The following is a 15,863-nucleotide window of genomic DNA, read 5'->3' on the forward strand; positions in this document are numbered from 1 at the left end:
GGTCCGACGGAATCCGGCGATGCCGGCTTAATCTGTTGTAAACACTCAAGGTCCGACTTTCCTTGGGCTTGGCACGAACCTTGAATGGTTAGGGCTGACGCCATTGAAGCCGTCACCATCCACCAACAGCCAGCACTGCCAGCATGGGGGCCTCCCCCAGACGCGCCGCCATGTCCGTTCGTCCGCGCGTTGATAGCGCTACGTGACGTCGGGCAGGGGCAATGCGGGCCGAACGAGGTACGAAAGGACGACCGCCGAAATGACGAAGTCAGAGACCGGACTGCCCCGCAAATTGAGCCGCCGCCAGTTGTTGAAGGCCGGCGCCGGGACCATGGCCCTGCTCGCCGCCGCGAAGCTGAATTTACCCGCCGGCGCATTTGCGCAGGGCGCAGGTCCCGAAGTGAAGGGAGCGAAGCTGGGCTTCATCGCGCTGAGCGATGCCGGTCCGCTGTTTGTGGCCAAGGACAAGGGCATGTTCGCCAAATACGGCATGCCGGATGTCGACGTGCTGAAACAGGCATCATGGGGCACGCTGCGCGACAATCTGGTGCTCGGCTCCGAGGGCAACGGCATCGATGGCGCGCATATCCTGACACCGATGCCCTATCTGATCTCCGCCGGCCGGGTGACGCAGAACAACGTGCCGACGCCGATGTACATCCTGGCCCGGCTCAATCTCGATGGGCAGTGCGTCTCGATCGGCAAGGAATACGCTGAACTCAAGATCGGTCTCGACGCCAGGCCGTTCAAGGTGGCACTCGACAAGAAGAAGGCCGAGGGCAAGTCGATCAAGGCGGCGATGACCTTCCCGGGCGGCACCCATGATCTGTGGATCCGCTATTGGCTCGCCGCCGGCGGCATCGATCCCGACAAGGACATCGAAACCATCGTGGTGCCGCCGCCGCAGATGGTCGCCAACATGAAGGTCGGCACCATGGACTGCTTCTGCGTCGGCGAGCCGTGGAACGGCCAGCTGGTGCATCAGCAGATTGGCTACACCGCGCTGACCACCGGCGAGCTCTGGAACAAGCACCCGGAAAAATCGCTCGGCATGCGTGCCTCGTGGGTCGACAAGAACCCGATCGCGGCCAAGGCCATCACCATGGCGATCATGGAAGCGCAGCAATGGGCCGACAAGGCGGAGAACAAGGACGAACTCGCCGCCATCATGGGCAAGCGGCAGTGGATCAACTGCCCGGTCGAGGACATCGTCGACCGCGCCAAGGGCAAGTTCGACTATGGCACCGGCAAGGTCGTCGAGAGCAGCCCGCACGTGATGAAGTACTGGGCGGATCACGCCTCCTATCCGTTCAAGAGCCACGATCTGTGGTTCATGACCGAGGACATCCGCTGGGGCAAATACGACGCGGCCTTCGACTCCAAGGCGCTGATCGAGAAGGTCAACCGCGAGGACATCTGGCGCGAGGCCGCCAAGGCGCTCGGCGTCGCCGCGGCTGAAATCCCGAGCTCTACGTCGCGCGGCAAGGAGACCTTCTTCGACGGCAAGGTGTTCGATCCGGAAAATCCGACCGCCTATCTGAAATCGCTCGCCATCAAGCGCGTCGAAGTCTGAGGCCCGCGGTCTGGGACCTTGCTGCGCGGGACGAAGATTCGATCACGGAGACATTGCGATGAATATGCAGGCCATCAAGACCGAACCCGCGGCGGCGCTGGCACATTTGCCGGCGTCGATCGACGCGGTGTCTCCGAAACGATCCGCGGGCCCGGGCAGATACAGCAAGATGGCGCGGGAGACCGCCGTCCGCGTGCTTCCCCCGCTGATCGTGGTGACACTGCTGATGGTGGTCTGGGAACTGGTGTGCCGACGCACCGGATCGACCCTGCCGCCGCCCTCCAAAGTGTATCAAGACACCAAGGAGCTGATCTATCATCCGTTCTTCGACAATGGCGGAACCGACAAGGGGCTGTACTGGCATCTCTCCGCCAGTCTGCAGCGCGTCTTCTTCGGTTACTCGCTGGCAGCGATTGTCGGCATCGCGCTGGGCACGCTGGTCGGCCAGTCGGTCTGGGCGATGCGCGGCCTCGATCCGATCTTCCAGGTGCTGCGCACGATTCCGCCGCTGGCCTGGCTGCCGCTGGCGCTCGCCGCCTTTCGCGACGGTCAGCCTTCGGCGATATTCGTGATCTTCATCACCTCGATCTGGCCGATCATCATCAACACCGCAGTGGGTATCCGCAATATCCCGCAGGACTATCGCAACGTCGCCGCGGTGGTGCAGCTCAATCCGATCGAGTTCTTTACCAAGGTGATGTTGCCATCGGCCGCGCCCTACATCTTCACCGGCCTGCGCATCGGCATCGGCCTGTCCTGGCTGGCGATCATCGCCGCTGAAATGCTGATCGGCGGTGTCGGCATCGGCTTCTTCATCTGGGACGCCTGGAATTCCAGCCATATCAGCGAGATCATTCTGGCGCTGTTCTATGTCGGGATCATCGGCTTCGTGCTCGACCGCGTGATTGCCGGTGTCGGCAGTCTCGTCACCCGCGGCACCTCGGTTGGTTAAGGAACATGTCATGAAGCCCTATCTGAAGCTCGATCATATCGACAAGGTCTTTACCCGCGGCAATGTCTCTTCGGAGGTGCTGAAGGACATCAACCTGGCACTGGCCAAGGGAGAATACATCTCGATCATCGGCCATTCCGGCTGCGGCAAGTCCACGATGCTCAACATCATCGCTGGCCTGACCAATACGACGATGGGCTGCGTGCTGCTCGAGGACCGCGAGGTCAATTCGCCGGGCCCGGATCGCGCCGTCGTGTTCCAGAACCACAGCCTGCTGCCGTGGCTGACCGTCTATCAGAATGTCCAGCTCGGCGTCGACAAGGTGTTCGCAAAATCCAAGACCAGAGCCGAGCGCGCCGCCTGGATCATGCACAATCTCAATCTGGTGCAGATGACCCATGCCAAGGACAAGCGGCCGTCGGAAATTTCCGGCGGCATGAAGCAGCGCGTCGGCATTGCCCGGGCGCTGGCGATGGAGCCTAAAGTGCTGCTGCTCGACGAACCGTTTGGCGCGCTCGACGCATTGACCCGCGCACATCTGCAGGATTCGGTGATGGCGCTGCACCAGAAGCTCGGCAATACCATTGTCATGATCACCCATGATGTCGACGAGGCCGTGCTGCTGTCGGACCGTATCGTGATGATGACCAACGGCCCCAGCGCCACCATTGGCGAAGTCCTCGACGTGCCGCTGGCGCGGCCGCGCAAGCGGCTCGAACTGGCCACCGACCCGGTCTATCTCGGCTGCCGCAAACGCGTGCTGGAATTCCTGTACGAGCGCCACAAATTCGTCGAGGCAGCGTGAGCCAGGCAAAGGTCTCTCCCCGTCATTGCGAGGAGCGCAGCGACGCGGCAATCCAGCAGCCGCACACGCGTAAAGAACTGGATTGCTTCGTCGCAAGCGCTCCTCGCAATGACGGGGCGGGGCCGGTATCCTTGATGTTGAGATGAATTCCTTCGTCAGCCAGACAGCGAGTCAAAAGGAGTTTTCATGACACCCGAAAAAATCGAACTGGTGCAGCAGAGCTTCGCCAAGGTCGCGCCGATCGCCGATCAGGCGGCGGTGCTGTTCTATGATCGCCTGTTCGAGATAGCGCCGGAAGTTAAGCCGATGTTTCATGGCGACATGGCCGAGCAGCGTCGCAAGCTGATGGCGACGCTTGGCGTGGTGGTCACCGGGCTGACACGGTTGGAAGCGATCCTGCCGGCCGCCAGCGCGCTGGCGAAGCGGCATGTCAGCTATGGCGTCAGGGATGAGCATTACCCGCTGGTCGGGAGCGCTCTGCTGTGGACGCTGGAGAAGGGACTTGGCGAAGCCTGGAATCCTGAACTCGCCGACGCCTGGACCACAGCCTACAGCACGCTGTCCAGCTACATGATCTCCGAAGCGCATCATGCGCAGACCGTTGAATAGGGATTTGTTGTGAGCGAACCGCTGGTCATCATCGGCAATGGAATGGCGGCCGCGCGGCTGGTGGATGAACTCGCCAAATGCGCGCTTGGTCGCTATGCGATCGCCATCATCGGCGACGAGCCGCGGCTGGCCTATAATCGCGTGCTGCTGTCGTCGGTGCTGGCCGGCGAGGCGACCTCGGCGGAGATTGAGCTGCGTCCGGCCGCGTGGTGGCGCGACCGCGGCGTGACGTTGAAATATGGCTCGACCGCGACTTCCATCGACATGGAAACGCGCGAAGTACATACCGCCAATGGCAAGCGCGTGCCATTTTCCAAACTCGTCATTGCGACAGGATCTTCGGCGCTGCGGCTGCCGGTGCCCGGCGCCGAGCTCGCTGGCGTACACACCTTTCGCGACAGCCGCGACGTCGTCCTGCTGCTTGATCTGGCCGCGCAGAAAAAGCGCGTCGTGGTGGTCGGCGGCGGGCTGCTCGGGCTGGAAGCGGCCTATGGCCTTGCCAAGGCCGGCGCTTGCGTCACGCTGATTCATCTGATGGACCGCTTGATGGAGCGGCAACTCGATGCCGCCGCGGCGGCGCTGCTGAAGACGCTGGTCGAGCACAAGGGCGTCACCGTTCTGCTTAACGCCAACACGGCGAATATCTACGGCATCGACAAGGTCGAAGGCGTCGAATTGAAGGATGGCCGCAAGCTCGAAGCGGACGCGGTGATCTTCGCCGCGGGCATTCGCCCGAATACATCGCTCGCCAGGGATGCCGGCATGGCCGTCAATCGCGGCATCGTCGTCGACGACCAGATGGCGACCGATAGCGGCAATATCTTTGCCCTCGGCGAATGCGCCGAACATCGCGGTACCTGTTACGGTCTGGTCGAGCCAGCCTATGAGCAGGCGAAAGTGCTGGCGCACCACCTGGCGGGCCGGGCCGCGGCCTATGCCGGCAGCGTGCTCGCCACCAACCTGAAGGTTTCCGGCGTCAGCGTGTTTTCGGCCGGAGATTTCATGGCGGCGGAAGGTAGCGAGACGCTGCTGCTGAATGATATCAGACGTGGCATCTACAAGAAGCTGGTGATCGCCGGTGGCCGTCTCACTGGCGCGGTGCTGGTGGGTGATACCCGGGATGCGCTGTGGTATCTCCAATTGATCCGCGGCGGCGCGTCGGTGGATGCTGTTCGCGCGAACATGATGTTCGGTCGCTCGCTTGCCGAGGCGGCGTGATGACGGTGATTGATCCCGACCTGCGCGCCACTCGAACCACCTGCCCGTATTGCGGCGTCGGCTGCGGCGTGCTGGCGACGCCCGATGGCGCCGGTGGTGCCGCGATCGCCGGCGATCCCGAGCACCCCGCCAATTTCGGCCGGCTGTGCTCGAAAGGCTCCGCGCTTGGCGAGACGCTGGGGCTCGGCGAACGCCTGTTGCATCCGATGGTGCGTGAAGAGACCGGAGACATGCGGCGGGTGGCGTGGACCACCGCGCTCGACCATGTCGCCGATCGCTTCAGGAGCATTATCAAGCAGCATGGTCCGGAATCGGTGGCGTTCTATCTGTCCGGCCAGTTGCTGACGGAAGATTACTACGTCGCCAACAAGCTGATGAAGGGATTCATCGGCAGCGCCAATGTCGATACCAATTCACGGTTGTGCATGTCGTCCTCGGTGGCCGGGCATCGTCGCGCGTTTGGCGCCGATACGGTGCCGGGCTGCTATGAGGATCTTGATCAGGCTGATCTGTTGGTGCTGGTCGGCGCCAATGCCGCCTGGTGCCATCCTGTCCTGTATCAGCGGATGCTGGCGAACAAGCAGAGTCGCGGTGCCCGCATCGTCGTGATCGATCCGCGCCGCACCGATACGGTCGGCGACGGCGATCTGTTTCTCGGCCTGAAGCCGGGTACCGATACCGCGCTGTTCAGCGGCCTGCTGGCACATCTTGCCGATCACGACGCACTGGATCGGGCTTATATCGATGCCCATACCGCCGGTTTCGACGAGGCGCTCGCGCGCGCCCGGAGCATTGCCGGCAATGTGATGGCGACGGCGCTGGCGACCGGCCTTCATGAATCCGACGTCGCCACCTTCTTCCATCTGTTCCGCACCACGCCGCGGGTGGTCACGCTGTATTCGCAGGGCGTCAACCAGTCGGCGCAGGGGACCGACAAGGTCAACGCCATTCTCAATTGCCATCTCGCCACCGGCCGGATCGGCAAGGTTGGGGCGGGGCCATTTTCACTCACCGGGCAGCCCAATGCGATGGGCGGCCGCGAAGTCGGGGGTCTGGCCAACCAGCTCGCCGCGCATATGGGTTTCACGCCGCCCGATATCGACCGGGTGCGCCGGTTCTGGAAGGCGCCGCGCATCGCCACCCATGAGGGACTCAAGGCGGTGCAGATGTTCGAAGCCGTCGCGCGCAGCGAGATCAAGGCTTTGTGGGTGATTGGCACCAACCCCGCGGTGTCGCTGCCGGACGCCGACGCCGTGCGCGCGGCGTTACGCAAGCTTGAACTATTTGTCGTCTCGGAGAACGTGGCGTCGAACGACACCATGAAGGCCGGCGCGCATGTGCTGCTACCGGCCCATGCCTGGGGCGAGAAATCCGGCACAGTGACCAATTCCGAACGCCGGGTGTCGCGGCAACGATCGTTCCTGAAGCCGGCCGGCGAGGCCAGGCCGGACTGGTGGATCCTGAGCGAGGTGGCCACACGTCTCGGTTTCGGCGCGAGCTTTGCCTACACTTCCGCCGCGGATATTTTTCGCGAGCACGCCAGCCTGTCGGGCTTCGAGAACAATGGCAGCCGCGATTTCGACATTGGCGGCCTGATGAAGGTCACCGACGAGGGCTTCGATATCATGGCGCCGGTGCTGTGGCCGATCCGCGAAGGCACCACGCAGCCGCGACCGCGTTTCTTTGCCGACGGCGGCTTCTACGCCAAGGACCGCCGTGCCCGCTTTGTCGTGGTCGACGTGCCGGCGCTGCGCAGCGCGACATCGCCGGCGCGGCCGTTGCGGCTGAACACCGGGCGCGTTCGCGACCAGTGGCACACCATGACCCGCACCGGGCTGAGCCCGCGGCTCGGCCAGCATCTGCCGGAGTCCTTTGTCGAGATCCATCCCGACGATGCGGTGCAGGCAGGAGTCATGGACGGTGGCCACGCCAGGCTTGCGACGGATTACGGCCATTGCATTCTGAGAGTGGTGGTCAGCGAGCGGCAGCAGCGCGGCATGCTGTTCGCGCCGATCCATTGGAACGACGAGACCGCATCCTTTGCCCGGGTCGGCGCGCTGGTGGCGCCGTTTATCGATCCGTTTTCCGGCCAGCCCGAAAACAAGGCGACGCCGGTCTCGATCGCGCCGCATCTGTTCGCGCAGCGCGGTTTTATGTTGTCGCGCACGCCGCGGGCGCTGCCGGAGACCGCGCTGTGGGCGCGCGTCGCCGTCACCGGCGGCGTCGGCTATCTGATCTCGGACAATGCCGATCTGGTGACGTGGCAGGATTGGCTGCGGCCGCTGCCCGGCAGCGACGTTGCCGAGTTTGTCGATGCCAGGCGCGGCGTGTTTCGCGCGGCGTCTTTTGACGGTGACCGGATCGAAACCTGCCTGTTCATCGGTCCGACGGCCGATGCGCTCGACTGGGGCGCCGTGAAAGCGCTGTTTGCGCAAGGCGCGCTCGACGATGACGCCCGTCTCATGCTGCTGTCCGGCCAATCCGCCGATGGCCATGCCAGCGCCGGCCCGATCGTCTGCGCCTGCTTTGGCGTTGGCCGCAATACGATCTGCGAAGCCATCGCGGCGGGAGCGGGGACGGCGGCCGAGATCGGCACGCGGCTCAAGGCCGGCACCAATTGCGGCTCCTGCATTCCGGAATTGAAGCGCTTGATTGCCGGCGAGGTGATGAGTGGACCCGAGGTATCGATGCAGTTGGCGGCAGCGAACTGAGCAACACTGTCACTCCGGGGCGTGAGGGCGCAGCCCGAACGACCCCGGAATCCCGAAATGTTCAGCTTGCCATCGCCGGATTCCGTATTCGCGTTCGGCTAACGGCGCCCGTGCCCCGGAATGACATCGGTGATGAACATCTCTGGATCCCGGGTTCGCGCGCCACTTGCGCTACTCTCGCCCCGGGATGACGGCGCAAGCGCGCCGTCACTTCACCGCGCCGGCCGTCAGCCCGGCCACGATCTGTCGCTGCGCGAACACCGTCAGCAGCAGCACGGGAAACGTCACGATCAGCGCGGCGGCTGCGAGCGGTCCCCAGCTCAACTGGTCGAACGAGATCATGTTGTAGACGGCGACCGGCAGCGTCCGCGTCTCGCGGCCGGCCAGCACGATGCCGAACACGAAATTATTCCACGAGAAGATCACCGACAGGATGAAGGCGACCGCGATGCCGGGCCGCGCGATCGGCAGCGCGACGTGGCGGAACACCTGCCAGCGGGTCGCGCCGTCAATGATCGCAGATTCTTCCAACTCCATCGGCGTGGTCTCGAAATAGCCGATCATGATCCAGATCACGATCGGGACGGTCACCACGAGGTGGATGATGATCTGCGGCCACAGCGTGCCGAGCAGGCCGAGCCACTGGAACAGCAGGAACAGCGGGATCAGATAGGACAGCCCCGGTGTGATACGGGCGATCAGGATCACCACCGCCGCCTTGCGGGCGCGCATGCGCGCAATGCCGTAGCCCGCCGGCACGCCGACCAGCAGCGCGAACAGGGTCGCCGAGCCGGTGACGATCACCGTGTTGAACAGATAGGTCATGAACCGCTTGGATTCGAGCACCGCGGCGTAATTGCCCCAGTTGAAGCGATCAGGGATGAACACCGGCGGATAGGAGGCATTGTCGATCTCGAACTTGATAGATAGCGAGATCATCCAGAGGAAGAACAGCACCGCCGGCGACACGATGACGAGGATCGCGAAAGTCAGGCCGATCTTGTTGAGCAGAATCCGCATGGTCAGGCGCTGCCTCCGGATTCGTTCCAGTGGGTACGCTGGCGCAGATGCAGCAGCGCACCGGCCAGTGCGATGATCAGCGCGAAGAACACCACCACCATCGCCGAGGCGTAGCCGACGTCGTAATAGACGAAGGCGACGCTGTAGAGATAGAGGTTGATGGTTTCCGAGGCGCTGCCGGGACCGCCCTGGGTAATGGCGAAAATGATGTCGAAACTTTTGACGGCATCGATCAGGCGGATCATTGCCGCGATGAACAGGAACGGCATGATCATCGGCAGTGAAATATAGCGAAAGGTCTGCCACGGCGTCGCGCCGTCGATCTGCGCGCTTTCATAAGGCTCCGAGGGAATCGCCGACAGTCCACCGAGAACGATCAGCATCACCAGCGGCGTCCATTGCCAGGTCTCCACCAGCACCAGCGACGGGATCGCTGTACCTGGGTGAAATACCCACAATGACGGCGGCAGGCCGACCAGCGACAAAAGATAGTTGAGAATACCGAGCTGCGGATGGAACATCATCGTCCACACCAGCGCGATGGCGACCGGGGTCGCCATCATCGGCAGAATGAACAGCCCGCGGAAAAAGCCGCGCAGCGGAAATTTGGTGTTGAAGATCACCGCCGCCAGCGTGCCGAGGATTAGCGGCAGCGCCACCGACAGCGCGGTGTAGACCAGCGTATGCCAGACCGACTCGACGAAACGCGCGTCGGTCGGCAGCCGCAGATAATTGGCAAAGCCGACGAAGGCCGGCGGTGAGCCGACCTTCCATTCGTGCAGGCTCATCCAGATCGTATAGGCCCAGGGAAAGATGATGACGGCCAGCACCACCACCATCGCCGGGATCACGAACGGCCAATAGGAAATCGGCCGCCATTGCGGTTTGGCGGCCGTCTCATCGACCGCCGCCGTTCGTTCTGCGATGAGTTCGCTCACGTTTTCTCGCTGCGCTCCAGGATCGGGCGAAACTGCTCGTGGGCCTTCTTCAGTTCGGTGGCCGGATCCGCCCCTGACAGCGTGGCCGTGACGGCGGCGCCGACCAGGTCGCGGAATTCGGCGACCGGCACGATCACCGGTAGGCCGAGTTTGCTGATCTTGGCCGAGGCGATCACCGAATCCAGCCAGTCCTGGTTCTTGACGCCCTTGCGGACGGTTTCGTCGCTGAGGATCGAGTTGCGGAATGGTACGCCGCCGCCGCCCTGCAGCAGCCGCGCGCCCATGGTTTTCGACACCGCCCACTGGCAGTACAAATAGGCGGCTTCCTTCTTGGTGCTGGTCTTGGCGATGCCAATGCCATCGCCATAGGTCGAGGAAAACTGCCCCTTGGGTCCAGCCGGAACGACCGTGTAGCCGATCTTGCCGACCACGCGCGAGGCGTTGGGATCCTCGATCGGCGGCGCCCAGCCGACACCGTCGATCCACATCGCGGCACGCCCCTGTGTCAGCGTGGCCATCGACTCCATCCAGTTGAAGCCGGCGACGCCGGGAGGCGCGGTCTTCGTCAGCAGCCGCTGGTACATCTTGGTCGCTTCAATTGCCTCGGGCCCATCGGTCAGGATATTGCCCTTGGCATCGAGGAACTCGCCGCCGTAGTTGAGAAAGAAATTGCTCCACAACGTCATGTTGGCGTTGCGCAGCCCGCGTCCCGTGAAGCCGTAAACGCCGTTGGCGGGATCATTCAGCTTTTCGGCGGCGATCGCCATTTCGTCGAGGGTCTTGGGCATGGCGATGTCCTTTTTAGCGAACATCTCCTTGTTGTAATACAGGATGAAATAGTCCACCGACCACGGCAGCGAGTGCATCTCGCCCTTGTCGTTCCTGGCGAATTGCAGTCCGCCCGCGGAGAAATCGTCCTCTCGCAGATCGGGCGCGGTGAGGTTAGGGTCCTTCATGAAGCCGGTGAGATCGGCGAGCCAGCCGGCCTTTTCGAATTGGCGCTTCTGCACGTGATAGCTGACGTGAACGACGTCAAAGCTGGGCTTGCCGGAGGTCAGCTCGATGAGGGCCTTCTGGCGCTGCTGCTGTTCCGGGATCACCTCGGACTCGACCTTGATGCCGGTCAGGTCGGTAAATTCCGACGCGTATTTTTGCAGCAGATCGCCGCGCGGCCCCTTGATCAGATTGGCCTCGATGGTGGTGCCGGCGTATTTTTTCCAAGCCGGTTCGGCGAAGGCGGGAAAGCCAGTCAGGCTGAGTGCACCGGTGGCAAGCGTCCCCTTCAACAAGGCGCGGCGGGTCGGGCCGAAAAGAGCCATGTCGTCATCCTCCCTGCGACCGCCTTGAATGGCGGCGATTTTATGGTCGCTCTCCGTTTACCGGAGATGCGCCTGATCGACTCATAGCACGGTTGGCGAGGGGGACAAGGTGGACGAAGGTTCGAGGGCGGTGGTTGCGACGAGTCGTCCCTGCCTTGGGCGAGGACGACGAGACACTACGACTTGCGGTGGCTCGCATTGACCGCGATCGCCGCGGCGGCGGTACGGTTCTCGACGCCGAGCTTGGCGTAGATCTGCTCGAGGTGCTTGTCGACGGTGCGCGGGCTCAGCCCCAGGATCTGCGCGATGTCGCGGTTGCTCTTGCCCTTGCTGAGCCACGATAGCACTTCGCCCTCACGGCCGGTGAGGCCGAGTTCCTTGCTGAATTCGGCCGGCAGATAGGCGGCAGCGTCCTTGGCGAGCCGCAGCAGGAATTCGTCGGCTCCGACCTTGCCCATATATTGTAACCGAAGCAGCTCATTGTCGGGAAAGCCGGTGGAGGTTGGCGTTTTGGCGCCGGCCTTGGCGTTCTGAACCTGCTCCAGCCATTGCAGCATCACCGGCGGCAGCAGCATGTCGTCGTCGACCACCGCGGCGCCGAAGTGGCTGGTCAGCAGTTTTTGCGCCTGCGGCGTCGCCCACAGAATCACGCCGACCGAATTGACGGCCAGCAGGAAGCGGCCGGAGACGTCGAGCGCGGCGCGCGCGCTCTGCGTCAGCCGTGCATTGGCGAGATGGACGCGGATCCGCGCCAGCATCTCCTCAATCACGATCGGCTTGGTCACGTAGTCGACGCCGCCGGCCTCCAGCCCGCGCACGATGTGCTCGGTTTCGGCGAGGCCGGTCATGAAGATCACCGGCACGTCGGCGAGGCCGGCGTCGCGCTTCAGCCGGCGGCAGGTTTCAAAACCGTCGATACCGGGCATCATCGCGTCGAGCAAAATGATGTCCGGCGTGATCTGCTCGACGATCCGTATCGCCGCGGCCCCGTCCATCGCCACCATCACGGTCATGCCGGCGCCATCCAGCGCGTCGGTCAGCAGCCGCAGCGTTTCAGGGGAGTCGTCGACCACCAGGGCCACGTCGCGCTTTTTTGTCTCAATGGTCATAGCTGTATAATGTCTTGAGCGTGGCCATGTATTGGTCGAGGTCGAAGCGGTCGATCAGCGAGCGCATCTGGGCGACAAAGGCGGCATGTTCAGGGTGCTCGGTGCCGATCTCGTCGAGCTTGATCTGGATGGCGCGGATGTGCCCCATCTGGCCGAGGCCGATGAGGTCCTCGACATGTTCGACTGGCGGCCGCGGCCCGCTCGGCGTCCAGCGTGGCACCGCGACCTCGTCCTCGCGCTCATACTGCCATTCGATCTTCAGTAGTTGTCCGATCATTTCCAGCAGCCGGGGCAGTTCGATCGGTTTCATCAGGTAGCCGTCATGAAACGGCTGCGCCAGCGGCGTGCCGTGGGCCTCCAGCGCACTCGCCGATACCATCAGGATGCGGGCTTGATGATGGCCGGTGGCGCGCAACCTTTCCGCGACCGTCCAGCCGTCCATGCCAGCCATCGAGATGTCGAGCAGGAACAGGTCGGGATGGCAGTGCTGGGCAAGGCTGAGGCAGGCCGCGCCATCCGGGGCACTAAGCAGGATGAAGCCGAGCGGGGTCAGAACCTCGCGCAGCAGATCGCGCTGGGTCGGGTCATCGTCGGTGACCAGAATGGTCTTGCGGGCGCCATGATAGCCGAAGATCGGCGCGTCGACCGGCGCGATCCGCTTCGGGTTGGTGACTTCCGACAGCAGCATCTTGACGCGGAAAATGCTGCCGGTGCCGACCGTGCTGGTGACCTGGATGTCGCCGCCCATCACGCCGGCCAGCAGCTTGCTGATGGTCAGGCCCAACCCCGTCCCGGTGTGCGGCTGTGCCACGCCGAGCGCACCGCGCTCGAACGGCGCGAAGATGCGTTCCAGATCGTCGGCGCGGATGCCGGGGCCGGTGTCGATCACCTCGAATTCGGCGACCGGACTGCGATAGTGAATGATGAATTTCACGCTGCCGTCCTGGGTAAACTTGATGGCGTTCGACAACAGGTTGATCAGGATCTGGCGCAGCCGCTTCTCGTCGGCATAGACCACCACCGGCAGCACGTTGGGCCGCTTGAACACGAAGTCGATGCCCTTGGCGGCGGCCTGCAGCCGGAACATACCGACCAACTGATCGAGGAAGTCGGTGAGGCGCACCTCGTCGCGCGACAGATAAAGCCGCCCGGCCTCGATCTTGGAGATGTCCAGAATGCCGTCGATCAGGCCGGACAGATGATCGGCGCTGCGCTTGACGACGCGCACCTGGTCGCGCGGTCGGGCCTGCAGAGAGGCGTCCTGTTCGAGCAACTGGGCATAGCCACTGATGGCGTTGAGCGGCGAGCGCAGTTCGTGGCTGAGACCGACGACGTAGCGGCTCTTTGCCAGGTTGGCGGATTCGGCGACTTCCTTGGCGCGCTGCAGCTCGGCGTCGGTGCGCTGGTGGGCGTTGATTTCCTGCATCAACAGCGCGGTCTGGCGCCTGGTTTCAGCCTCCGCCGCCTGGCGGCTCTGCTTGGCCAGCACGAACAGCCAGGCGACCACGCCGATGATGATGGTTAGCGCGAAGAACACTTTCCAGAGCACGTCGGAAAGTTGCAGCGTGTCGGCTTGCGCCGACGTCGAGGTCTGCAGATAGATCATCGCCAGCGTCAACCCGACCAGACCCGCGGACAGCGCGAACACGCCGAGATAGTGTCCGAGCTGCGAATTGATGCGGGCGTAGATCGGCGCCGGCAGCAGGCGGCCAAGCGTCGCCGACACCTGCGCCTGGATTCGTGCATGCGGTTTGCAGAGGTCGTGGCAGCGGGCATCCAGCGAGCAGCATAGCGAGCAGATCGGCCCTGCATAGGCCGGACACGACGCCATGTCCTCCGGCTCGAAGCTATGCTCGCAGATACAGCAGGCAATAGTCGGAAGGTTCTGCCAGGCGCGGCGTGGTTTTCGCGCGATGTAATATCTCCCGTCGGTTGCCCATGCGATCAGCGGCGCGGTGACGAGCGCGGTGACCAGTGCCACGAATGGCGACAATGCCTTGGCGGTCGAGCCGAACAGCCCGTAAAATGCGCTGATCGACACCACCGTGGCAATCAGCATGGCGCCGACTCCGACCGGGTTGATGTCATAGAGATGCGCGCGTTTGAATTCCATCGCCCGCGGGCGCAGCCCGAGCGGGCGGTTGATGACGAGATCCGCCACCAGCGCGCCGACCCAGGCGATGGCGACGTTGGAATACAGCGCCAGGGTCTGCTCCAGCGCCTTGTAGACGCCGATTTCCATCAGCAGCAGCGCCACCATCACGTTGAATACCAGCCAGACCACGCGGCCGGGATGGCTGTGGGTAAGCCGCGAGAAGAAATTAGACCATGCGATCGAGCCGGCATAGGCGTTGGTGACGTTGATCTTGATCTGAGACAGGATCACGAAGGTGCCGGTCAGCGCCAGCGCCAGATCCGGTTGCGACAGGACATAGCGAAACGCTTCCAGATACATGTTCGCCGGTTCGGCGGCATGTTCGGCCGAGACGCCGTGGCTCAAGGCGAAGAACGCAGGAAAGAGCCGGCGAGCAGCTTCAATGCCCCGACGACGATCCAGCCGGGTCCGGCGCATAGCAGCGCCAGCCACCAGCTCGCCTTCGAACTGCGGCGGTCGCGCGGCAGGAAGCGTAGAAAGTCGACCTGTTCGCCGATCTGCGCCACCAGCGAGAACACCACCGAGGCGGCGGTGCCGAACAGCAGCAGATCGAGATGCCCGGCGGGATCGCCGTGCTCGCCGGGGAATTTGGTCCATTCGACAAAGGAATTGCGACTGGCATAGGCGATCGCGGCAAATGGCAAGATATTGAGGATGAACCATAGCGGCTGGGTCCATAGCTGGAACCGGCTGATCAGCGTGATGCCGTAGATCACCACGGGAATGATGACCACCGCGGAGATCAGATATCCGATCGGCCGTGGAATATCGAAACACATCTCCAGCGCGGTGGCCATGATGACCGCCTCGATGGCGAAGAAGATGAAGGTGAAGGAAGCATAGATCAGCGAGGTGATGGTTGACCCGATATAGCCGAAGCCGGCGCCGCGGGTCAGCAGGTCGATGTCGATGCCGCATTTGGCGGCATGGTAGGCGATCGGCAGACCGCAGCAGAAGATGATGACGCTGACAACGAGGATCGCGGCGGCGGCGTTGGTTACCCCGTAATTGATGGTGATGGTGCCGCCGATCGCCTCCAGCGCCAGGAACGAGATCGCGCCGAGCGCGGTGTTGGCGACCCGGGCGGACGACCAGCGCCGCGCGCTCTTGGCCGTGAACCGCAGCGCGTAGTCTTCCAGTGTCTGGTTGGCGACCCATTGATTGTACTGGCGCCGGACACGGTCGATGCGCTGTCGCCCTGCCACTTTTTGCTCCTGACCATCCGACTACGCATGCTGTGCGACCGCGAAAACCTACGTCGCTATTTTGCGGTGCAATATACGCGATCTCGCGTATCCGTGCGCTGCACAATTTCGGCAATCCTCCCGCTGTCAAATGGTGTCCTTTAACTGGAGTGGGGTAGATATGTCAGACGAGATTAAGAAGGGCTTGCAGTCGCCGATGCGGCGCAAGTTGCTGATGGGGATGGCTGCCATTCCTGCGCTATCGATGAT

General features: G+C 63.2%; 10 protein-coding genes and 1 pseudogene. 6 read left to right on the forward strand and 5 right to left on the reverse strand.

Going from position 1 to position 15,863, the window contains the following annotated elements:
• Nucleotides 1–259: 259 nt before the first annotated feature.
• The 6 genes from Q0S16_RS02360 (at nt 260) to Q0S16_RS02385 (ending at nt 7,868) form a co-directional block, all read left to right on the forward strand.
• Nucleotides 260–1,573: a CmpA/NrtA family ABC transporter substrate-binding protein gene (locus Q0S16_RS02360; protein WP_295844608.1), complete on the forward strand. Its 1,314-nt coding sequence runs from the start codon at nt 260–262 to the stop codon at nt 1,571–1,573.
• A gap of 58 nt (nt 1,574–1,631) precedes the next feature.
• Nucleotides 1,632–2,525 (forward strand): nitrate ABC transporter permease, encoded by an 894-nt coding sequence (ntrB, locus tag Q0S16_RS02365; protein ID WP_295844610.1) that lies wholly within the window; start codon nt 1,632–1,634, stop codon nt 2,523–2,525.
• Nucleotides 2,526–2,535: 10 nt separating this feature from the next.
• Nucleotides 2,536–3,330 carry an ABC transporter ATP-binding protein gene (locus Q0S16_RS02370; RefSeq protein ID WP_295844612.1) on the forward strand — a complete coding sequence of 265 codons (795 nt, stop codon included), beginning with the start codon at nt 2,536–2,538 and terminating at the stop codon, nt 3,328–3,330.
• A gap of 186 nt (nt 3,331–3,516) precedes the next feature.
• On the forward strand, nt 3,517–3,939 hold the full coding sequence (locus Q0S16_RS02375) for a globin family protein (RefSeq protein WP_295844614.1): 423 nt from the start codon (nt 3,517–3,519) through the stop codon (nt 3,937–3,939).
• 9 nt (nt 3,940–3,948) lie between these two features.
• Entirely contained in the window at nt 3,949–5,157 is a 1,209-nt protein-coding gene (locus Q0S16_RS02380) for an FAD-dependent oxidoreductase (RefSeq protein WP_295844615.1), read from the forward strand.
• On the forward strand, nt 5,157–7,868 hold the full coding sequence (locus Q0S16_RS02385) for a nitrate reductase (RefSeq protein WP_295844616.1): 2,712 nt from the start codon (nt 5,157–5,159) through the stop codon (nt 7,866–7,868). Before Q0S16_RS02380 ends, Q0S16_RS02385 begins: the two co-directional genes overlap by 1 nt.
• A gap of 207 nt (nt 7,869–8,075) precedes the next feature.
• On the opposite strand, the gene Q0S16_RS02390 is transcribed toward Q0S16_RS02385, so the two are convergent.
• The 5 genes and pseudogenes from Q0S16_RS02390 to Q0S16_RS02410 form a co-directional block, all read right to left on the reverse strand.
• Nucleotides 8,076–8,894, reverse strand: a complete 819-nt coding sequence (locus tag Q0S16_RS02390; protein ID WP_295844623.1) for a carbohydrate ABC transporter permease — start codon at nt 8,892–8,894, stop codon at nt 8,076–8,078.
• Nucleotides 8,891–9,814, reverse strand: coding sequence for a sugar ABC transporter permease (locus Q0S16_RS02395; protein ID WP_295844625.1), 924 nt, complete (start codon nt 9,812–9,814; stop codon nt 8,891–8,893). Before Q0S16_RS02395 ends, Q0S16_RS02390 begins: the two co-directional genes overlap by 4 nt.
• An 8-nt stretch (nt 9,815–9,822) precedes the next feature.
• Nucleotides 9,823–11,145, reverse strand: coding sequence for a sugar ABC transporter substrate-binding protein (locus Q0S16_RS02400; protein WP_295844619.1), 1,323 nt, complete (start codon nt 11,143–11,145; stop codon nt 9,823–9,825).
• Nucleotides 11,146–11,321: 176 nt separating this feature from the next.
• On the reverse strand, nt 11,322–12,254 hold the full coding sequence (locus Q0S16_RS02405; protein ID WP_295844621.1) for a response regulator: 933 nt from the start codon (nt 12,252–12,254) through the stop codon (nt 11,322–11,324).
• Nucleotides 12,244–15,614 (reverse strand): annotated as a pseudogene (locus tag Q0S16_RS02410) (ATP-binding protein). The gene Q0S16_RS02405 and the pseudogene Q0S16_RS02410 overlap by 11 nt, the downstream one beginning before the upstream one ends.
• Between the last annotated feature and the right edge of the window lie 249 nt (nt 15,615–15,863).

It is taken from the genome of Tardiphaga sp., assembly GCF_025356345.1.
GTDB lineage: Bacteria > Pseudomonadota > Alphaproteobacteria > Rhizobiales > Xanthobacteraceae > Tardiphaga.

What these genes read in the sequence shown, in the direction of transcription:
- Q0S16_RS02360 (WP_295844608.1), top strand. Translation starts at nt 260, where the DNA reads ATGACGAAGTCAGAGACCGGACTGCCCCGCAAATTGAGCCGCCGCCAG.
- ntrB (WP_295844610.1), top strand. Translation starts at nt 1,632, where the DNA reads ATGAATATGCAGGCCATCAAGACCGAACCCGCGGCGGCGCTGGCACAT.
- Q0S16_RS02370 (WP_295844612.1), top strand. Translation starts at nt 2,536, where the DNA reads ATGAAGCCCTATCTGAAGCTCGATCATATCGACAAGGTCTTTACCCGC.
- Q0S16_RS02400 (WP_295844619.1), bottom strand. Translation starts at nt 11,145, where the DNA reads ATGGCTCTTTTCGGCCCGACCCGCCGCGCCTTGTTGAAGGGGACGCTT.
- Q0S16_RS02385 (WP_295844616.1), top strand. Translation starts at nt 5,157, where the DNA reads ATGACGGTGATTGATCCCGACCTGCGCGCCACTCGAACCACCTGCCCG.
- Q0S16_RS02405 (WP_295844621.1), bottom strand. Translation starts at nt 12,254, where the DNA reads ATGACCATTGAGACAAAAAAGCGCGACGTGGCCCTGGTGGTCGACGAC.
- Q0S16_RS02375 (WP_295844614.1), top strand. Translation starts at nt 3,517, where the DNA reads ATGACACCCGAAAAAATCGAACTGGTGCAGCAGAGCTTCGCCAAGGTC.